The sequence below is a fragment of the Mesorhizobium monacense genome (genome assembly GCF_056781675.1).
Genome location: NZ_CM165567.1, coordinates 4170598 through 4187106, shown reverse-complemented (window position 1 = coordinate 4187106; position 16509 = coordinate 4170598). Strand labels below are relative to the sequence as shown.

The window sequence follows — 16509 nt, the reverse complement described above, 5'->3', positions numbered from 1 at the left end:
GCAATTCCAGGAAAAGTGCGTAGCGGTTTTCCGTCCGGAATTGCGTAAAAACAAATACTTAGAACGGGTCAGCGGTTCTATCAAAAGCTGAACCGCTCAAGCGGCCGCTGCGGCGAGGGTGCCTCAATAGGCGGCGGCGAAGGACGTCTCCACCGAAGACATCGGCGCCTCGATCGACCAGACGACGCCCTCTCTGTCGAATTCCAGGCTGCTTGTGCCCCTCAGTGCCTGAGGTGCGACGCGCTTGAGGACGACCGAGCCGAAACCCTGGCGCGCCATGCCGTCCACGACCGGCCCGCCCAGCTCACGCCACACCAGGCGCAATATGCCGGCGCCGCCGGCTGCTTCTATCACCTGCCATGCGATTTCGACCCGTCCCCCCTGGTGCGACAGGGCGCCATGCTTTGCCGAATTGGTGGCAAGCTCGTGAAAGGCGATGCCAAGATACTGCACCGCGTTCGGCTCGAGCACGATCAGCGGTCCGCTCACCGAGACCCGGTCCTGCGCCGCGAAGGGTTTGATCTGGGCTCCGACAAGTTCGGCGACCGTGGCGCCGCGCCATTCGGCGTTGACGAGAAGGTCGTGGGATTCCGAAAGCGCCATGATGCGCTCGCGCACCTGGTCGAGAAAGGCCTGCGGCGTGCTGGTCTTCTTGGTGGTTTCGCGGATCATCGAGATGATGACCGAATACTGGTTCTTCACCCGATGGTTGACTTCGCGCATGAGCAGCCGGATGCGCCGCTCGCTCTCCTTGGTGGAACTGATGTCGCGCGCGATCTTGGAGGCGCCGACGATGCGGCCGATGCCGTCGCGGATCGGCGAAACGGTAAGCGATACCGGAACGCGCGAGCCGTCCTTGCGCTGGCGGACCGTTTCGTAGGACGGCACACGCTCGCCGGAGCGTATGCGGCTGATGATCGAGACTTCCTCGTCAAGATGGTCGGACGGAATGAGCATCGTCACCGGCCTGCCGATCGCCTCGGCGGGCGTGTAGCCGAACAGGCGTTCCGCCGCATCGTTCCAACTGGTGATGATGCCGTTGATGTCCTTCGAGACGATCGCGTCCATCGACGATTCGACGATTGCGGCAAGGCGCGTCCGGGCTTCGTCGGCCTGCGACTGCATGCGCAGGTCGATGAGCGTGTTCATGGCGCCCACGACATTGCCCTTATCATCGCGCAGCAGAACCGGGTGCGCCCTGAACGGTATCAGCTCGCCGTCAGGCCGTTCGGCGATCGCCTGGCCCCAATGGACATCGCGCTCCTCGAGCAGGGCGATCGCCATCGGGCATTCGCTATGCTCCATGATGCGACCATCGAGGTGACGAAGCTTCCAGGACCCGCACCATTGGTCCTTGCCGAGGACCGGGCGATGCCCCCAGAGCTCAGCCGCCGCTTCATTGAAGAAGGTGATGTGGCCCTGCTTGTCGGTCGTATAGACAGCGACGGGCAACCCCTGCATCAGCTCGGCAGAGTTCCCCGGAAGCCCATCTGCCCGCTGGATGAAATTCAAGTTCCGTCTCACTGTTCGAACAACAGCCTGCCAGCCCTGACGGACCACCAGCAAAAGCTAAAATGCGCGTCGCGCGTTTCGGTTCCGGAATGGCGTTTTACTTTGGCGCTGCCCGGGAAGGGCGGAACGCGAACAGCCTGCATCCGTGTCGTCGCGGCCCGATGGCGCCGTATCGGCCCACGCGCAGCTTGGCGATTTCGGCGGTCAGAGATTAGCAGGGACCGGTCTTCATCTAGTCAAATAAAGAAGTCGTTGGGCGGCTTACGGTTATTTTTCCCGCATCGCTCGGCGGAAGTTCTGCGTGATCGGCTCGGCGAGGTAAGAAAGCACGGTGCGAGCACCCGTCCGGATCATCGTCTCGCTCGACATGCCGGGCAGCAGCTTGCGGCCCTCCAGCTTGGCGAGTTCGCTCTTGTCGATCAACACGGTCGCGGCGAAATACGGGGCCCCGCTGCGCTCCTCCACCATGCGGTCAGCCGACACGATCTCCACGACGCCGTCCAGTGGCGGCAGGTCGTAGCGGGCGAAGGCCGGGAAGCTGATGCGCGCAGCCTGTCCGGGGGCGATCGTCTCGACATCCTCTGGTCTGACCATGGCCTCGACCACAAGTTGTTGTCCAAGCGGCACGACTGTCATCAATGTCTCACCGGGTTTCACGACACCGCCCGCCGTGTGGACCTTCAGGTCCATGACGATGCCGTCAACTGGTGCGACGACATCGGTACGGGTAAGCACGTCCCTGGCGGAACGCTCCTGCTGTCTGAGGTCAAACAACTCTGCCTCGACCTTGCTCAACTCCTCGACGGCCTCGTTCAGCCGCACTGTGTTGAGGTTCAAGATCTGCATGTCAATCTCGGCTATGGCGCTTCTGGCACGAGCGATTGCCGCTACGTTGGTGCCGCGCTCTCCCTCGATCTCCCGCTGTTGTCGGCTGAGCGACAGGTACCGCTCGCGGGTGGTCAGCCCCTTCTTGAGCAGACCCTTAAGGTCTTTGGTTTCACCCTCGATCGCCTCGATCTGCTTGTCCTCGGTGACGATGAGCTCCTCCAATCCCGTTATCTCTTCCTCGGTCTGGTGACGGCGCTGGCCGAGAATCTCCCGCTCGTCCCTCAAGTTGTGGTGCTTCGCCGCGAACACGTCACGCTGTGCGGCCACCGCGTCCTTTGCGGCGGCGGCGGGGTTTGCGAGCAACGCCGGATCGAATTCGATCCCGTCCTTGCCGTCACGCTCAGTTCTGAGACGCGCGGTCAGCGCGTCACGCATCGCTATCCGGTTCTGGATCAGGTCGAGCTGCGCCTTTGCCTGTGTGCCGTCGAGCCGGATGAGGACCGCGCCTGCCTTGACGATATCACCGTTGGCGGCGTTCAACTCCGCGATGATGCCGCCCTCGAGGTGCTGGATGAGCTTGCGGTCGCCGGCGACCTTGATGACGCCCGGTGCCACTGCGGCGCTGTCCAACGGTGCCAGCGCCGCCCAACCCCCGGCCACGCCGAAGAACAGGAACATGATCGCGAACCCGGTGCGCGTCACGCCCGTGAGACGCAGGGGTAGCGGTTCCAGTACGGAGGGTGGCGGCACGGGTAACGGCACGAGGTTCAGGTCTGTTCTCGTTGTCATGCTTGGTTCGCCACTCTGGTTGGCAGCTGAGTCACCTTGCGGATGCGCGCGGCGAGTTCGTTGAAGACATAGTCACGTGGACCGTAGAGTTCTTGTTGGCCCCGGTTGAGGACCAATATCTTGTCTACCTTTTCCATCATGTTCGGTCGGTGCGCGATCAGGACGACGGTCGTGCCCGCCGCCTTGACCGTGCCAAGAGCGGCGATCAATGCGTCCTCACCCTCGCGGTCGAGGTTGGAATTGGGCTCGTCCAGGATAAGGAGCGCCGGGTCGCCGTAGAGCGCCCGCGCCAACCCGATGCGTTGGCGCTGCCCGGCTGACAGCACTGCGCCGGATTCGCCAATCTCGGTGGCGTAACCCTTTGGCAGTCCTTTGATCAGTCCGTGAACTCCCGCCAATTGCGCGGCTTTGACCGCGTTGTTGAAGACCGCAGGGGTGAGCTTCGCGAAGCGGCAGATGTTTTCGGCGACGGTACCGGCGAAGAGCTCGATGTCCTGCGGCAAGTAACCGACATAGTGACCACGGTCCTCCGCCGCCCATTGGGCAACGTCCATGCCGTCCAGCAACGCACGCCCCCCGGATGGACGCCAGGCACCGGCCAGTATTCGCGCCAGGCTCGTCTTGCCGGCCGCGCTCGGACCGATCAACGCCATCGCTTCACCCGGCTCGAGATGGAAGTTGATCCCTTTCAGGATATGCTCGCCACCCTGTCGGGCAAGCACAATGTTGTCGGCCTCAAACCTGCCTTTCGGTCGTGGCAGTGGCAGAACCAGTGCGGCCTCCGGGTGCTGTCCGGCGACCGCGGCGAGACGCCGGTAAGCGGCACGCGCTCCGACCGTCGCCTTCCATGTGCCGATCGCTTGCTCGACCGGGGACAACGCGCGACCCATCAGGATTGAGGCGGAGATCATGATGCCGGCCGAAGCCTCGTTCCGAAGCACCAGATACGCACCAAGGCCCAGTATGGCCATTTGCAGGGCCAGCCGGTGACAACGCGCGATGGCCGCGATGACGCCGCCACGGTTGGCAGCAAGAACTTGTCCCTTGTTTGCCTCGTCCTGCTGCGCCTTCCAGCTCTCCAGCAGTGGCTTCAACATGCCCATCGCCTGTACGACCTCGGCATTGCGGATTGTCGCCTCGGCCTGCCCGTATGCACGCGACTGTGCGCTTGTGGCTTCGGTCAACGGCTTGCGTGTGAGGTATTCGTTGAGCAACGCCAACGCAAACAGCACGATCCCGCCGACCAGCGCCAGCCAGCCCAGCCAAGGGTGCATGAGGAAAATGGCGGCGAAAAACAGCGGTGCCCAGGGCGCGTCGAGGATCGGGAAGATGCTCGGGCTGGTGAAGAAATTCCGCACTTGATCCAGGTCGCGCAGCGGGCGGGCGTTGGCCTGACCGGGCGCTGAGGCGGCATATTCTACCGAAGCGGTCAGGAGAACCGGCCCCAAGCGCGCGTTCATCCACGATCCGACGGTAGCCAGAAGACGCCCGCGCACCACCTCCAGCCCCGCCATTGCCGCGAGTGCCCCTGCCGCCATCAGAGACAGCATCACCAGCGTCTCCAGGCTGTGGCTGGACAACACGCGGTGGTAGACCTGGAGCATATAAAGCGCCCCGGTCAGCATCAGCACGTTGATGCCGGCGCTGAACCAGACAAGCGGCCAGATGGCGCGTCTGGCCTCTTTCATCACCACTTGCAGGGCAGGAGGCTGTTGGCTGGTTTTCATCATGTGGATGACATCTCGTGCAACAGATCGCCAGTGATGGAACGGAGGCAGCGTTGGCTGCCCCCGTTCAAGTGTCAGGCGACGTCAACAAGTATGTGCTGCACCGCTGTCTGGTCGGCGTCGGCGTCCTCCACCTGGAAGGCGAAGTCGAGATGGGCTTCCGGTGTCTCGGTCACGGTCGTGGTGAAGCCGATGTCCGTGATCTTCAGCACGTCGTTGTCGGCGCCGTCGAAGTTCACCAGACTGGTGGTCGCATTGCTGCCGCCGCCGGCGCCGGTCGTCCTGTTCAGGTCGATCGCCGTGTTGTCGCCGGTGATCCCGTTGCCCGACTGCATGATCTGGACACCCCGCAGCAGGTAGTCTTCGCCGGCTGCGTTGTAGTCGTTCTGCTCGACGATCACGAGGCCGTCATTGTTGTCGAGCGTGAACTCGCTGGCGTACGGGTCCGGGACCTGGCCCTTCTTGAAGATGTCGGCGTTCGACACGTAGACGGCCCGCGTGATCGTGGCGTTGTCGTCCGCGTTACCGGCGATGTTGTCGGCTCCGTTCTTGTCGATCAGGTCGAGGATCAGCATCAGGTCCTCGCTGTTGCCGATACCGTCGAACTTGATGGCCATGGCGCCGGCGGTCGCCGAAGTCTGCGGCGTCTGCAGCGTCTCGCTCGCGATACCGACGCTCTCGTTGAAGAACCGCAACGTGAGCAGTTCGCCTTTCTGGATCGTGTCACCGGCGACACCGTTGGTGCTCTGCGTGGCGGACACCCAATCCTCGTGGTTGTTGGTGGCCAGATCGCCGGGATTCCACGCGGTGTCAGCGGGTGTCGCGCTGTCACTGTCGCCGGTCGTGTTAAGGCCGAACTTGATCTTGTTGGTGGTCGAGTTGGCGGTGAACTGCACGAAGAAGTCTTCGTCATCCGGCGTGTTCGGATCATTCGCCTGCAACTTTTCCACCACGATCTTCGGGTGGCCCGTATTGCTAAGTGGCTCCTTGGACAAGAGCTCACTGGTGTGGATGACGTCGAAGCTGAAACCTTCGAGCGCGTCGGTCAGGTTGATCGTATAAGTGCCGGCAACCTTGTCGAATACGAGGGTGCCGCCCGCCGTGCCCGCCTGGAGGCCAGCCGCTGGATCCTGGTCGTAGGTGAAGCTGAAGTCGAACGTCGCGGAGGTGGCACTCTCCGATTGAAGCGTCACCTCCGGGGTGAGGACATCACCACCACCGCCGCCGATGATCTTGCCGCTCAGTCCAATCTGGACGCCGGCGAGCGCGCCATCCTGGTCGACAAAGTCGGAACCGCCGCCCGTGTAGAACGCGTCCGGGTGGGCATCCGCGCCGATGTCATAGCCGAAGGCTCCGCTGGCCGACGCGCCGGCCGTGTTGGCCAGGGTCTCGTGCTCGATAGCTGGGGTACTGGGGTCACCGTCGAATGGCACCGTGATCGTCGGAGCATCATCCTTCAAGACGAGGTTTGTGCCGATGTCGACACTGTCAACGGCCTGATCGCCGTCACCGTCGGTGATGGTCGCCGTCAAAGTGACGAGATCATCCAACGCCAACGTTGTTTGTTGATCCGGCCCGCTGTCGGGCGAGTGAATGACAGCACGCGCCTGATCGAGTGTCACGGTACCGTCAACAGCCACGCTCACCGTGAACACGATAGCGCCGGCGGCTGAACCGGCGCGACCGACCACGTCGTCACCTTCGATGAAAAGCAGCACGGACTGGCCGGTTAAGGTGTCGACGAGGCCGCTATCGTTCGTGACCTGACTGATGCTGAGCGCATAGCTGATGTCGTCACCATCCGCACCGGCATTCGATGTGAAGACAGTCGAGAAATTCGCGTCGTTGTCGCCCAAGCTGGACTCGTCAACCGTGAGCGTCGGCTCTGTGCCGTCTGCCGTGATGCTCGGGCCATCGTCCCTGATTTGCACCTTGTCGCCGATGGCGATGCTGTCGCTGCCGCTGTCGTCGTCGCCGTCAGTGGCGGTGACCACCGCCAGCAGCGCGCCGTCGTTCATTGTGAGCACCTCGTCGGGGTCGCCGGTGGGATGGGCGATGGCGATATACTGCGCGACGCTGAGGATGCCGTTCTGGTCGATCGAGATGGCGATGGCGACCGGATCGGTGTTGTCGACGCTGTTGTTGTCGTCGTCATCGACGCGGCCGACGACGAGGTCGCCCTCGACATTGAGCAGGATGTTATGGCCGTCGAGCGAATCGAAACCGGAATCGGCATTCGCTGCGCTGACGTCGAGCGACAGGGTCTCGGTGCCTAGTCCGTCGGTGCCGAAGCTTGAGTTGGGTGTGACCACGGCGGATGCGCTGGCTGCCCAGCCGATGGCCGAGCCGAGCCCCGAGAAAGCGCCGGGCAAGGAGGCGAGAGGCTGGTCGTCAGAAACGGGGTCGACTCCGGCCGTTTCGTCATGCAGCACCGTGGCACTTTCGTCGGTCAAGGCCGCCGTCGGGCCGTCATCATCGAAGTTGATGAAGGAGCCGACCTCTTCGGTGTGGGCGTTGGTGGTCGTTGCGTTGAAATGGAACTCGCTGATGTCGCACCCTTCATTCGCATCGACCCCCGTAACCGTCATCCGATCCATTGTGCTGGCGGTGGTGATATCGACGGTTGTGACGTTATCCAGCCCGGTGATGGTGACGGCGTTGCCGGTGCCGGTAAGCCCTGTGACGGTGATGTTGCCGCTTGCCGTGGCATAGGTACCGTCGGCGGTGATGGTGGAGGCAAACCCCGATGCGCCCGTTAGCTTGACGCTGACGATGTCGACGGGGTTGGTCGTGGTGCCGTCAAAGAAGTCCGTGCCTTGCTGGTTGGCCGTATTGTCGTAGGCCTTGATCGTGACGTCCACGCGCTTAGTCGGTTGGGAAGGCGTGATCTGGTTGATCGTGAACCCGGCCTCGGTGATCGTCTCGATATGGCTGGCGTACTGGATTTGCGAAGCAGTGCCTGCGTTCAGGTTGCCGCCGGTCACAAAATCGACCTGCAGCGTTTCGTTCGGATTGATGCTCTGATTGTCGATGCCGAAGCCCTGTGTACTGACATTGGCGGTGCCACTGTTCAGACCTATCACCAGAAGCTGCTTGGAAGCGTCATCTGGCGAATTGATCAGGTAGAAATCATGATTGCCGGGAGCGGCGTTCTGGCCTGAGAAGCTGATCTGGGAGGTACCAGCGATCGATGCGAAGACCTGGTCGTGCAGATCGATGCGGTCATCCGGATCGGACGTCAGCGGATGGAGCAACGCCACATACTGGACCAGGTACAGGTCCGCGTCCGTGGTGCTGGTGTGGTCGAGCCCAAACGAGAAGGCGAGCGGAGCGGTTGCTGGGTCGGGCTCGGCGGTCGGGTCATCGGTACCAATGACGCCGATCACGACATCTGCATTGTTCGGGTCCTGGAACAGCCAGACATAATTGCCATCGACCGTCCGAATGTCGGTGAGCACGCCGTCGGTGGTGGAAAACGGCGTTCCCGAGGAGTCCTGCGTGAGAACGACCGAGGTGATGGTTTCCCCCGCGTCGGCCGTGGCCTGCACGAAGTCGGCTTGGTAGGCGACCTCCAGTGAGGTGCCGAGAGTCAGGAGATATTGCAGCGTGGTGTTACCGCTGTATTGCGGATCGGACGGGTCAATATCATCCTTCTGAAGGTCGGTGGTCTCGTCGATGATGATGTTTTGAGCTGTGATGTCGAGTGCCATGGAGATTCTCCTTGGTTCAAAACGCTTCAGGAAAAGGGATCCGGCCCCCCAGATCCCGGAATGCAACACCCCGAGTGCATCCGGTCGCGTCCTTGAAACGCGGCCCTCGACTTCATTGTGCTGCCGATGGAAAGGACGCGTCCATTCTCGAATCGATAGTGTTATGGCTAATGCCCGTACCTGATCGAACGATATACATCCTTCGATAGATCAAGCCGTCGATGGCGCTGGCGTCAGGGGCCGATGCCATCAGGTGGCGGCGCGCTTCTGACCTTAGGTCCGGTTGGCGTGTGCGTCTGCCTACTCGGCAGGCGACAAGACGCGGCCGGTGCTCAGTTCGGCGAGCGATTGCTTGATGACGGTGACGGCGCCGTGTAACGCCAGAGCGGCCATGATGCCCGCGACAACAATGTCAGGCCAGCCGGAGCCGGTTCCGAAGACGCCAGCGGCAGCAAGCAGGACGGCGAGGTTGCCTAGAACGTCGTTGCGGGTACAAATCCATGCGGAACGCATGTTCGCGTCACCAGCCCTGTAGGCCCATAGCAGACCGAATGATGCGGCATTCGCCAGCAAGGCGACAGTGCCCACGGTGCCCATTGTGAAGGCTCCCGGCAAGGTGCCCTGAACAGTGTTCCAGATGGCAATGCCAATGACCCAGGCCGCGAACAAGCCCATCGTCGCGCCCTTGATCAGCGCGGCGCTCGCGCGATAGCGAAGCGCCATGCCGACCACAAAAAGGCTGACAGCGTAGTTGCCAGCGTCGCCAAGAAAATCGAGCGCGTCGGCCTGAAGTGAGGCAGAGCCAGCCGCTACGCCAGCGCCGATCTCGACGGCAAACATTGCAGCATTGATCGCCAATACAAGCCAGAGCGCACGCCTATAGCCGGCATCGGCCTTTTGCTTGGCTTCGTCATGATGATGCCCGCAACACGCTGCGCCCATGTTCAACGCCCCTGCCTTCCGCTAAGCATATAGGGCATGGCCTTGGTAGGCGACAAGCGCGGCTTCAAGTTTCAAACTGAGACACTGCCCGGTGCCGACACCATGTCGGTGCCGGTTGCAAGCGATGGTCAGTTGAGGCTGGTGTGGTCCGTTCCCGGACGGTCGGCGCCTTTGCCGTGCGCCACCCAGGCCAGTTCCGCCCTGCCGCCGAGGTTGAGCTTGGCGTAGACATGATGCAGATGCATCTTCACCGTGCCTTCGGACACATTCAGCTGTTGCGCGATGGTCTTGTTGCGCAGGCCGCGCGAGACGAGGTCGGCGATTTCCGTCTCACGCCCGGTGAGCCTGGTCGTGAGTTGATGCTGAGATTTCGACATCAGCAGCTGCTGGACGATCTTGTTGTCGATCCACTTCTTGCCTGCCGCCACCGCATTCACGCATTCGACGAGATAGCGATGGCTGATGCCGTCCAGCAACAGGCCGTCGACGTCGAGCGCCTGTATCGCCTTGATGTCGAATCGGCTGTTTGGCTGCAGGATGAAAATGATGCCGAGAGCATCGTGGCTGGCTCTCAGCCGCGACGAAAGAGCGGCCGTCTGCGGATCCGCGATATCCACGCCGATGGCGACCATATCAGGCCGGTGACGCTCCACTTGCGCGAGAGCGTCTATAGCGCGGTGGCACTCGGCGACAACACTGTGTCCGGCCTTCCGCAGAACCCACTCCAGACCGGCGAGATACACCCCCCGCGGGTCCGCAATAACCAAAGTCGACATGCGAACACCGTCCGTAAAAAACGCAACGAACTTGTCTAAATATGCCCGAAAACAGGAAACCAGACCTTTAGAAGATTGTCAAGAAATCACTAATATAACCATGGCTATACTGAAACCTATGAGCGTGCCAGGTCAGGCAATCGTCTCGCACGCTCATGTATTGGCGGGCGCCGCCAAGGCTGCCGTGGCAGCGCCCGCCTGCTTGTTTCCGGGCCGGATGCGAGGCCCGATCCGCCCGTCAGTAGCCGACCGTGAAGCGCTGCCTGATGTGCCTGGGTGTCTCGATCTCGTTGGTCATGACGATGGCGTAGTCCTCGAAGGAGATGCTGCTGCCGTTCTCGGACGCCAGCAGGCTGTCCTTGCCGAGACGGAACTGGCCGGTGCGCTCGCCCGCGATGAAAAGCGCCGACGGCGAGAGAAAGGTCCAGTCGAGATCGTCGATCGCCCTGAGCGTGTCGAGGAAGTCGGCGCCCTTCTGGGCCTCGGCCTTGTAGATGGCCGGGAATTCGGGCGTGTCGACCAGGCGCTTGCCGGGGGCGACCTCGAGGCTGCCGGCGCCGCCGACGACGAGATAGCGCTTGACGCCGGAAGCGCGCACCGCCGCGATCAGCCCGTCGGCGTCGCTGGCCAGGAAATGCACCGAACTGATCACGGCGTCATGGCCCTTGATCAGGGCGGCGAGGCCATCCTTGTCGAAGACATCGCCCTTCGTGGCGGTCACGCCGGGAAGCGCGGCGATCTTTTCCGGGTTGCGGGCGATAGCGGTGACGGTGTGGCCGCGGTCGGAGAGTTCCTTCAGGATGCGCGAGCCGGCCTGGCCGGACGCGCCGATGAGGGCGATCTTCATGGGGAATTTCCTTTCTGCTTGGGGAGGAGGAGGATCAGGCCGCCTGGATATGGGCGATGAGATTGTCGTAGCTGCCGAACAGCGCATTCGCGCCGATCAGGCGCGGCGCCTCGTTGCGGATGACGGCGAGCGAGGGAACGCCATTGGCGTGCAATCGCTGAAAAAGCGCGCGGCCACGGCCGACCAGCTCGCGACGCGCCGTCATCAGCGCATCGGTCGGCGTCTTGATCATCTCGGCCGCATCCGCCATGCCGGCATCGGCCAACACGTCCGCCACGCCGTTCACGGTGACAATGTCGCGGCCGTCGACATAGCGGGCATGCTGGATCGCCTTCAGCGCCGGGAGACGTCGGCGCGGGTCTTCGAGGCCGGCTGCGGTGATGGCGAGGGTGGCGGCGCTCGAGTTGAGTAGGGTGCCGCGAACATTCAGCACCTTGTCGAGATAGGCTTGCGTAAAACGCTGGCCGCTCAGCCGTTCGATGCGCTGGTCGTTGTCCCAGGCATGGGCGGCGAAACCCGCATCCATTGGCCGCGCGCCGGCGCCCGAGAACAGACCGGTCGGCATGAGCGTCAGCGTAATGCCGCTCGCTGCCAGCCGGTCCAGCATCGGCGTGGCGCCGTAGCACCAGCCGCAGAGCGGATCGAAAAGATAGGTCACCGTGGCATCGGTCATAACAGGCTGGTCCGGGTGTCTTTGTCTCGGACCTAGATGGCAGTTCGCCTGGTTGCGAAAAACATCGATCAATCATACAAACTGTCTGATCAAATCAGACAATTGACCGATGACCGACCTTCTGAACCTCAACCGGCTCGTCTACTTCACCACGGTGGTGGAAACCGGCTCGTTCACCGCTGCCGCCGATCGGCTCGATGTCGCCAAGGCGGTGGTCAGCCACCAGGTCGGCAAGCTCGAGCAGGAACTGGGTGCATCGCTGCTGCGGCGCACGACGCGGCGCGTCACGCCGACGGAGGAGGGGCGTCTGTTCTACGACCGAGCGGCGATCATCCTGCGCGAGGCCGAGGCAGCCTATGGCGACATCTCGCAAAGCGCGGCGAAGCCGACCGGGATGCTCAGGCTGACCGCGCCGCTCGACTATGGCGAGATGGTGGTGGCGCCGACCATCGCCGCCTACCTGAGGAAGTATCCCAGGATGCGTGTCGAGACGATCTTCGACGACGCGGTGAGCAATCTCGTCGACGAAGAGATCGATCTCGGCATCCGCGTCGGCTGGCTCGCCGATTCCAGCAATCTGGCGCGGCGGCTGGGGACCTTGCAGCAATTCGTCGTGGCAAGCCCGGACCTCGCCGCCCGGCTGCCGGCGGATACCGGCCCCAGGCTGGCGAAGTCGCTGCCCTGGGTCGGCAATGCCCAATTGCGCGGCATCGGCCAATGGCTGTTTTCGAAGGACGGCGAGACGGTGCTGGCCGAGCTCAATCCGGTCGTCAGCTGCGACAAGACCCCCGGCGTGAAGGCCTGCGTGCTGGCCGGCATCGGCCTCGGCATCTTTCCGGACTACAGCGTCAGCGACGACATTGCCGGGGGCAGGCTGGTTCGGATGTTCGCCGACTGGACCTTGCCGACCGGCGGCATCCATGCCGTCTTCCCGCCGGCGCGCTTCAGGCCGGCCAAGGTGCGCGCCTTCGTCGATATGCTGGTGGCGGCCGAGAAGAAGCGTGCGCGCGGCTCTGTCCCGGGTCGCTAAGGAAACCTTTGTTCAGCTGGCGATTTTGGAGATATGATGGAATCCCAACGGCCAGGAGGCATAGTCGATGACGACGAAACGTTTTGCGATCTGCGCGCTCGTTCTCGGGGTAGCCTGCGGCATTTCCGGCGCGGCATATGCTGGAAGTCGCGAGCATCAGCCTCAACCCGAACGCTACGTTCCCGCCGATGACGATATCATCGACATCCTCTTCGGCGGCCCGCGCTACTATGACAAGCAGCTGGTCACGACAGGCGGCGAACCCTGCTCCTACCAAAGGGTAGGACCCGACGCGAATGCGCTGAACAAGATCAACGATCACCATTGCGGGAAGTAGCTGCCACAGAAGCCTTAGGCGACACCGCTCTCTCGTCAGGACGCGGCAGGCGTCAGCTTCTGGTCGCGGCACGCCTGAGTGCTTGCGGTGGCTGGCCGAAGGCTCTCAGGAAGGCACGGCGCATGCGCCCCGGGTCACCGAAGCCGCTGGCCTCGGCGATGCGATCGAGAGGCGTGTGACTGGTCTCGACCGCCAGGCGAGCACTCTCCAGCCGCAGACGTTCCACGGCCTTGGCAGGGGTGATGCCGGTCTCGGCCGCGAAGGCGCGCGTGCAAAATGCCGAGGGCTCATCGCCGCTCGATCGGCAAGGCGCTCCACCGTCAGCGGCTCGGCGAGCTTTGTCCTCATCCACTCGATCAATTCGACAAAGCGGCCTGTCCGTCCGCCGAGGTCGACCAGCGCCGAGAATTGCGACTGGCCTCCCGGCCGGCGCTGATGAACGACGAGCTGCTGCGCCGCGCGGCGCGCAATCGCCGGGCCGAGGTCGTCTTCGATCAGCGCGAGCGCCAGGTCGATGCCGGCCGAGATGCCTGCCGAGGTCCAGACGCCGCCGTCCCTGATGAAGATCCGCTCCGCGTCGAGCCGCACCTTCGGATAGCGGCGGGCGAAATCGTCCGTGCTCCACCAATGGGTGGTGGCGCGGCGGCCGTCGAGCAATCCCGCTTCCGCCAGCAGATAGGCGCCCGTGCACACGCTTGCTGTCCGTCGCGCATTTGTGTTCCGCAGCCAGGCGACGATCTGCTCGGCCGCCGCCATGGAGCGTATGATCTCGCCGCCGGAGATGATGGCGGTATCGAGCGGCTCCTCGGCCGACAACGGCCGGGCCGCTAGCCGCATTCCGGACGAGCTCTCGATCTCGCCGCCGCCGGGCGCCAGCATATCGAGAGCGTAGCTTCCGGGGCAGAAGTGCTCCGCCATCTCGAATGCCGCCGCCGGCCCGGCCGCATCCAGCAGCTGGAACCCGGGGTGGATGATGATGCCGATCTTCCGCAGCATGGCAGTTTTCGCCCGATATATGTCATTTCGGACAAAGCGTAACGGCACTAGGCTGAACGTCAAGTCGCTCGATCGGGAGAGCATGATCATGAGTTTGCGCATCGTGGTGTGGAGCGGCCTGGGCATCGTCCTGCTTTTGCTGGCGGTCGGGGCCGCATGGCTGCTGTCGCTGCCTTCGGCTTCCTTGGCGGCCGTTCCGCCGGCGATCGACAGCCAGGAGGCGGAGGCGACCGTCGCGGCGTTGAAGCCACCGAAGCGCCAGCGGCCGTTGATTGCGATCGTCGGCATCAACGACGCCACCGAAACCACCGACTACCTCATGCCCTACGGCATCCTGCGGCGCGCCGATGTCGCCGATGTCGTTGCGCTGGCGACCAAGCCTGGACCGGTCAAACTGTTCCCGGCGCTGCAGGTCGAGCCGGATGCGACGGTGGCCGAATTCGACGCACAGCACCCGAAGGCGCCGATTACGTCATCGTTCCCGCCATGATGCGGGACGACGATGCCGATGTGCTGAAGTGGATCAGAAGCCAGGCAGCCAAGGGCGCCACCGTCATCGGCGTCTGCGCCGGGGCCAAGGTAGTCGGGGCAAGCGGGCTGCTCGATGGCAAAAGGGCGACCGCGCATTGGTATTCGCTGAACGAGCTTCGGGAAAAACATCCGACGATCCACTATGTCGCCGACCGACGCTTCGTCGTCGATCAGGGCGTGGCGACGACGACCGGGATCACCGCGTCGATGCCGATGATGCTGACCCTGATAGAGGCCATGGCCGGGCGGGAGAAGGCCGAAGCCGTTGGCCGTGATCTCGGCCTCGCGCATTGGGATGCGCGGCATGCCAGCGCCCCCTTCACATTCACCCGTCCCTTCGCGCTGACGGCGATCGGCAACACGCTCGCCGTCCTCAGTCACGAGCAGCTCGGCATCGAACTGACCCCGGACATGGACGAGGTGTCTCTGGCGCTGGTCGCGGACGCCTGGTCGCGAACCTATCGCTCCCGCGCGGTGACGTTTGCCGCAAAGCACGGTGCGATCGTCAGCCGCAACGGCCTTCGCATCCTGCCCGACCAGGTCGCAGCGAACTGGCCCGGCGAACGCCTGGTTCCTTCTATGGTCGATCCGCGGCCGTCGAAGGCTCTCGACCAGGCGCTTCGCGATATTTCTGCCCGCTACGGCGCACGCACGACGGACTTCGTTGCCATGCAGCTCGAATATCCCGAACAACCGTAGATGGCTTCAGGCGCGTCCGCCGGTCGCCTTCATCCGCTCGATGATCACCGCCATTAGCGCGAGATCACGGCGCGAGTCGGCGAGGTCGGTCTGCGGCTTGGTGCCGTCCGTGATGTGGCGGTGGAAGGTCTCGAGTTCGTTGGCAAAGGCGTCGCCATAGAGCGGTCCAAAAGTCTTCGTCACCGGGCCGAGCGGGCCGGCTTCCATCACTTCCAGCCGCGTCGGCAAGCTGCGGATGTAGGGCGTGTCGTAGATGATACGCACCCGTCTGGTGTTCGAACGCACCTCGATCATAGCGTCGAACAGGCCGAGATTGTCGACCACCGCATCGTACAGGCAGGCGAAATGGCCATAGTCGAAGGTCACGCTGGTGTTCGCGCCGCCATTGGTGCGGTGCGCGGCGATCACGCCGGCCGGCTCGCCGAGCAGTCCGCGCATCGCCGAAATATGGTGCGAGGAGAGCGCCGTCAGCCCACGATAAGCGCGCACAAGGTCGGCGGGCGCATCGGCGCCCACCACCTCGCGGATCAGCGCGTCGCGTTCTTTCGCGCCGCGCGCCAGCAGCGCCGGGTCAATGTCGTTGGGATAAAGGATGTTCTGGCTCTTCTTCAGGAAATGCCGGCCCTCGGAGATCAGGTCGAAGATGCGGACATGGGTGATGTCGGCGTGGGCAGGCAATTCATCCCTGGCCGCCAGATAGGCCGGCGCGTAGCGGCGCATATAGCCGACGAAAATGGTCTTTGCGTAACTCGTCGTCAGCGCCAGCAGCTCGTCGATCTCGCGCACCGTCAGGCAGGCGGGTTTCTCCAGCAGGATGTGCTTGTTGGCGGCGATCGCGGCGCGCACGAAGCGGCTGTGCGTGTCGTCGGACGACAGCACGAAGACCGCGTCGATGTCGGGTGAATTGATCAGCGCTTCCGCCGTATCGAAGGCCTTTGCCGTCGGATACTCGGACGAGCACAGCGCCACCAGGCTCGGCGAGACGTCATGGACGCCCGCGATCACCCAGCGGTCGCGCTGGTCCGCCAATACAGGCAGATGGATCGACTGCGCGACCTCGCCTAGACCCACAAGTCCGACACGGATTGGTGCCACTCGCAAACTCCCTATTT

At 63.2% G+C, this 16509-nt stretch carries 11 protein-coding genes and 2 pseudogenes; 3 read left to right on the top strand and 10 right to left on the bottom strand.

Annotated features, from left to right (window positions below):
* Positions 1 to 123: 123 nt before the first annotated feature.
* The 8 genes from AC1RUK_RS20380 to AC1RUK_RS20345 all read right to left on the bottom strand — a co-directional run bounded on the left by AC1RUK_RS20380 (position 124) and on the right by AC1RUK_RS20345 (position 11804).
* Positions 124 to 1461 (bottom strand): PAS domain S-box protein, encoded by a 1338-nt coding sequence (locus tag AC1RUK_RS20380; protein ID WP_481839221.1) that lies wholly within the window; start codon positions 1459 to 1461, stop codon positions 124 to 126.
* 318 nt (positions 1462 to 1779) lie between these two features.
* A complete protein-coding gene (locus AC1RUK_RS20375) occupies positions 1780 to 3129 on the bottom strand; it encodes an HlyD family type I secretion periplasmic adaptor subunit (RefSeq protein ID WP_481839222.1) in 1350 nt (449 codons plus the stop codon).
* Positions 3126 to 4856 (bottom strand): type I secretion system permease/ATPase, encoded by a 1731-nt coding sequence (locus AC1RUK_RS20370; protein WP_481839449.1) that lies wholly within the window; start codon positions 4854 to 4856, stop codon positions 3126 to 3128. The genes AC1RUK_RS20375 and AC1RUK_RS20370 overlap by 4 nt, the downstream gene beginning before the upstream one ends.
* A 74-nt stretch (positions 4857 to 4930) precedes the next feature.
* Positions 4931 to 8566 carry a DUF5801 repeats-in-toxin domain-containing protein gene (locus tag AC1RUK_RS20365; protein ID WP_481839223.1) on the bottom strand — a complete coding sequence of 1212 codons (3636 nt, stop codon included), beginning with the start codon at positions 8564 to 8566 and terminating at the stop codon, positions 4931 to 4933.
* Between the two features lie 300 nt (positions 8567 to 8866).
* Positions 8867 to 9508, bottom strand: coding sequence for a cation efflux transmembrane domain-containing protein (locus tag AC1RUK_RS20360; protein ID WP_481839450.1), 642 nt, complete (start codon positions 9506 to 9508; stop codon positions 8867 to 8869).
* A gap of 128 nt (positions 9509 to 9636) precedes the next feature.
* Positions 9637 to 10140 (bottom strand): response regulator transcription factor, encoded by a 504-nt coding sequence (locus AC1RUK_RS20355; protein WP_481839224.1) that lies wholly within the window; start codon positions 10138 to 10140, stop codon positions 9637 to 9639.
* Positions 10141 to 10522: 382 nt separating this feature from the next.
* Positions 10523 to 11131, bottom strand: a complete 609-nt coding sequence (locus AC1RUK_RS20350; RefSeq protein WP_481839225.1) for an NAD(P)-dependent oxidoreductase — start codon at positions 11129 to 11131, stop codon at positions 10523 to 10525.
* 34 nt (positions 11132 to 11165) lie between these two features.
* The gene (locus AC1RUK_RS20345; RefSeq protein WP_481840085.1) at positions 11166 to 11804 is read right to left on the bottom strand and encodes a DsbA family protein; all 639 of its coding nucleotides are present in this window, start codon (positions 11802 to 11804) and stop codon (positions 11166 to 11168) included.
* A 109-nt stretch (positions 11805 to 11913) separates the two neighbouring features.
* On the opposite strand from AC1RUK_RS20345, the gene AC1RUK_RS20340 reads away from it, so the two are divergent.
* Positions 11914 to 12834, top strand: coding sequence for a LysR family transcriptional regulator (locus tag AC1RUK_RS20340; RefSeq protein ID WP_481839227.1), 921 nt, complete (start codon positions 11914 to 11916; stop codon positions 12832 to 12834).
* A 67-nt stretch (positions 12835 to 12901) separates the two neighbouring features.
* Positions 12902 to 13171, top strand: coding sequence for a hypothetical protein (locus tag AC1RUK_RS20335; protein ID WP_481839228.1), 270 nt, complete (start codon positions 12902 to 12904; stop codon positions 13169 to 13171).
* A gap of 52 nt (positions 13172 to 13223) precedes the next feature.
* Here AC1RUK_RS20335 and AC1RUK_RS20330 read toward each other — a convergent pair.
* Positions 13224 to 14167 (bottom strand): annotated as a pseudogene (locus tag AC1RUK_RS20330) (GlxA family transcriptional regulator).
* Between the two features lie 88 nt (positions 14168 to 14255).
* Between AC1RUK_RS20330 and AC1RUK_RS20325 the strand changes: the two are divergent.
* Positions 14256 to 15397: pseudogene (locus AC1RUK_RS20325) on the top strand (DJ-1/PfpI family protein).
* 6 nt (positions 15398 to 15403) lie between these two features.
* On the opposite strand, the gene AC1RUK_RS20320 reads toward AC1RUK_RS20325, so the two are convergent.
* Positions 15404 to 16492: a Gfo/Idh/MocA family protein gene (locus tag AC1RUK_RS20320; RefSeq protein WP_481839229.1), complete on the bottom strand. Its 1089-nt coding sequence runs from the start codon at positions 16490 to 16492 to the stop codon at positions 15404 to 15406.
* Between the last annotated feature and the right edge of the window lie 17 nt (positions 16493 to 16509).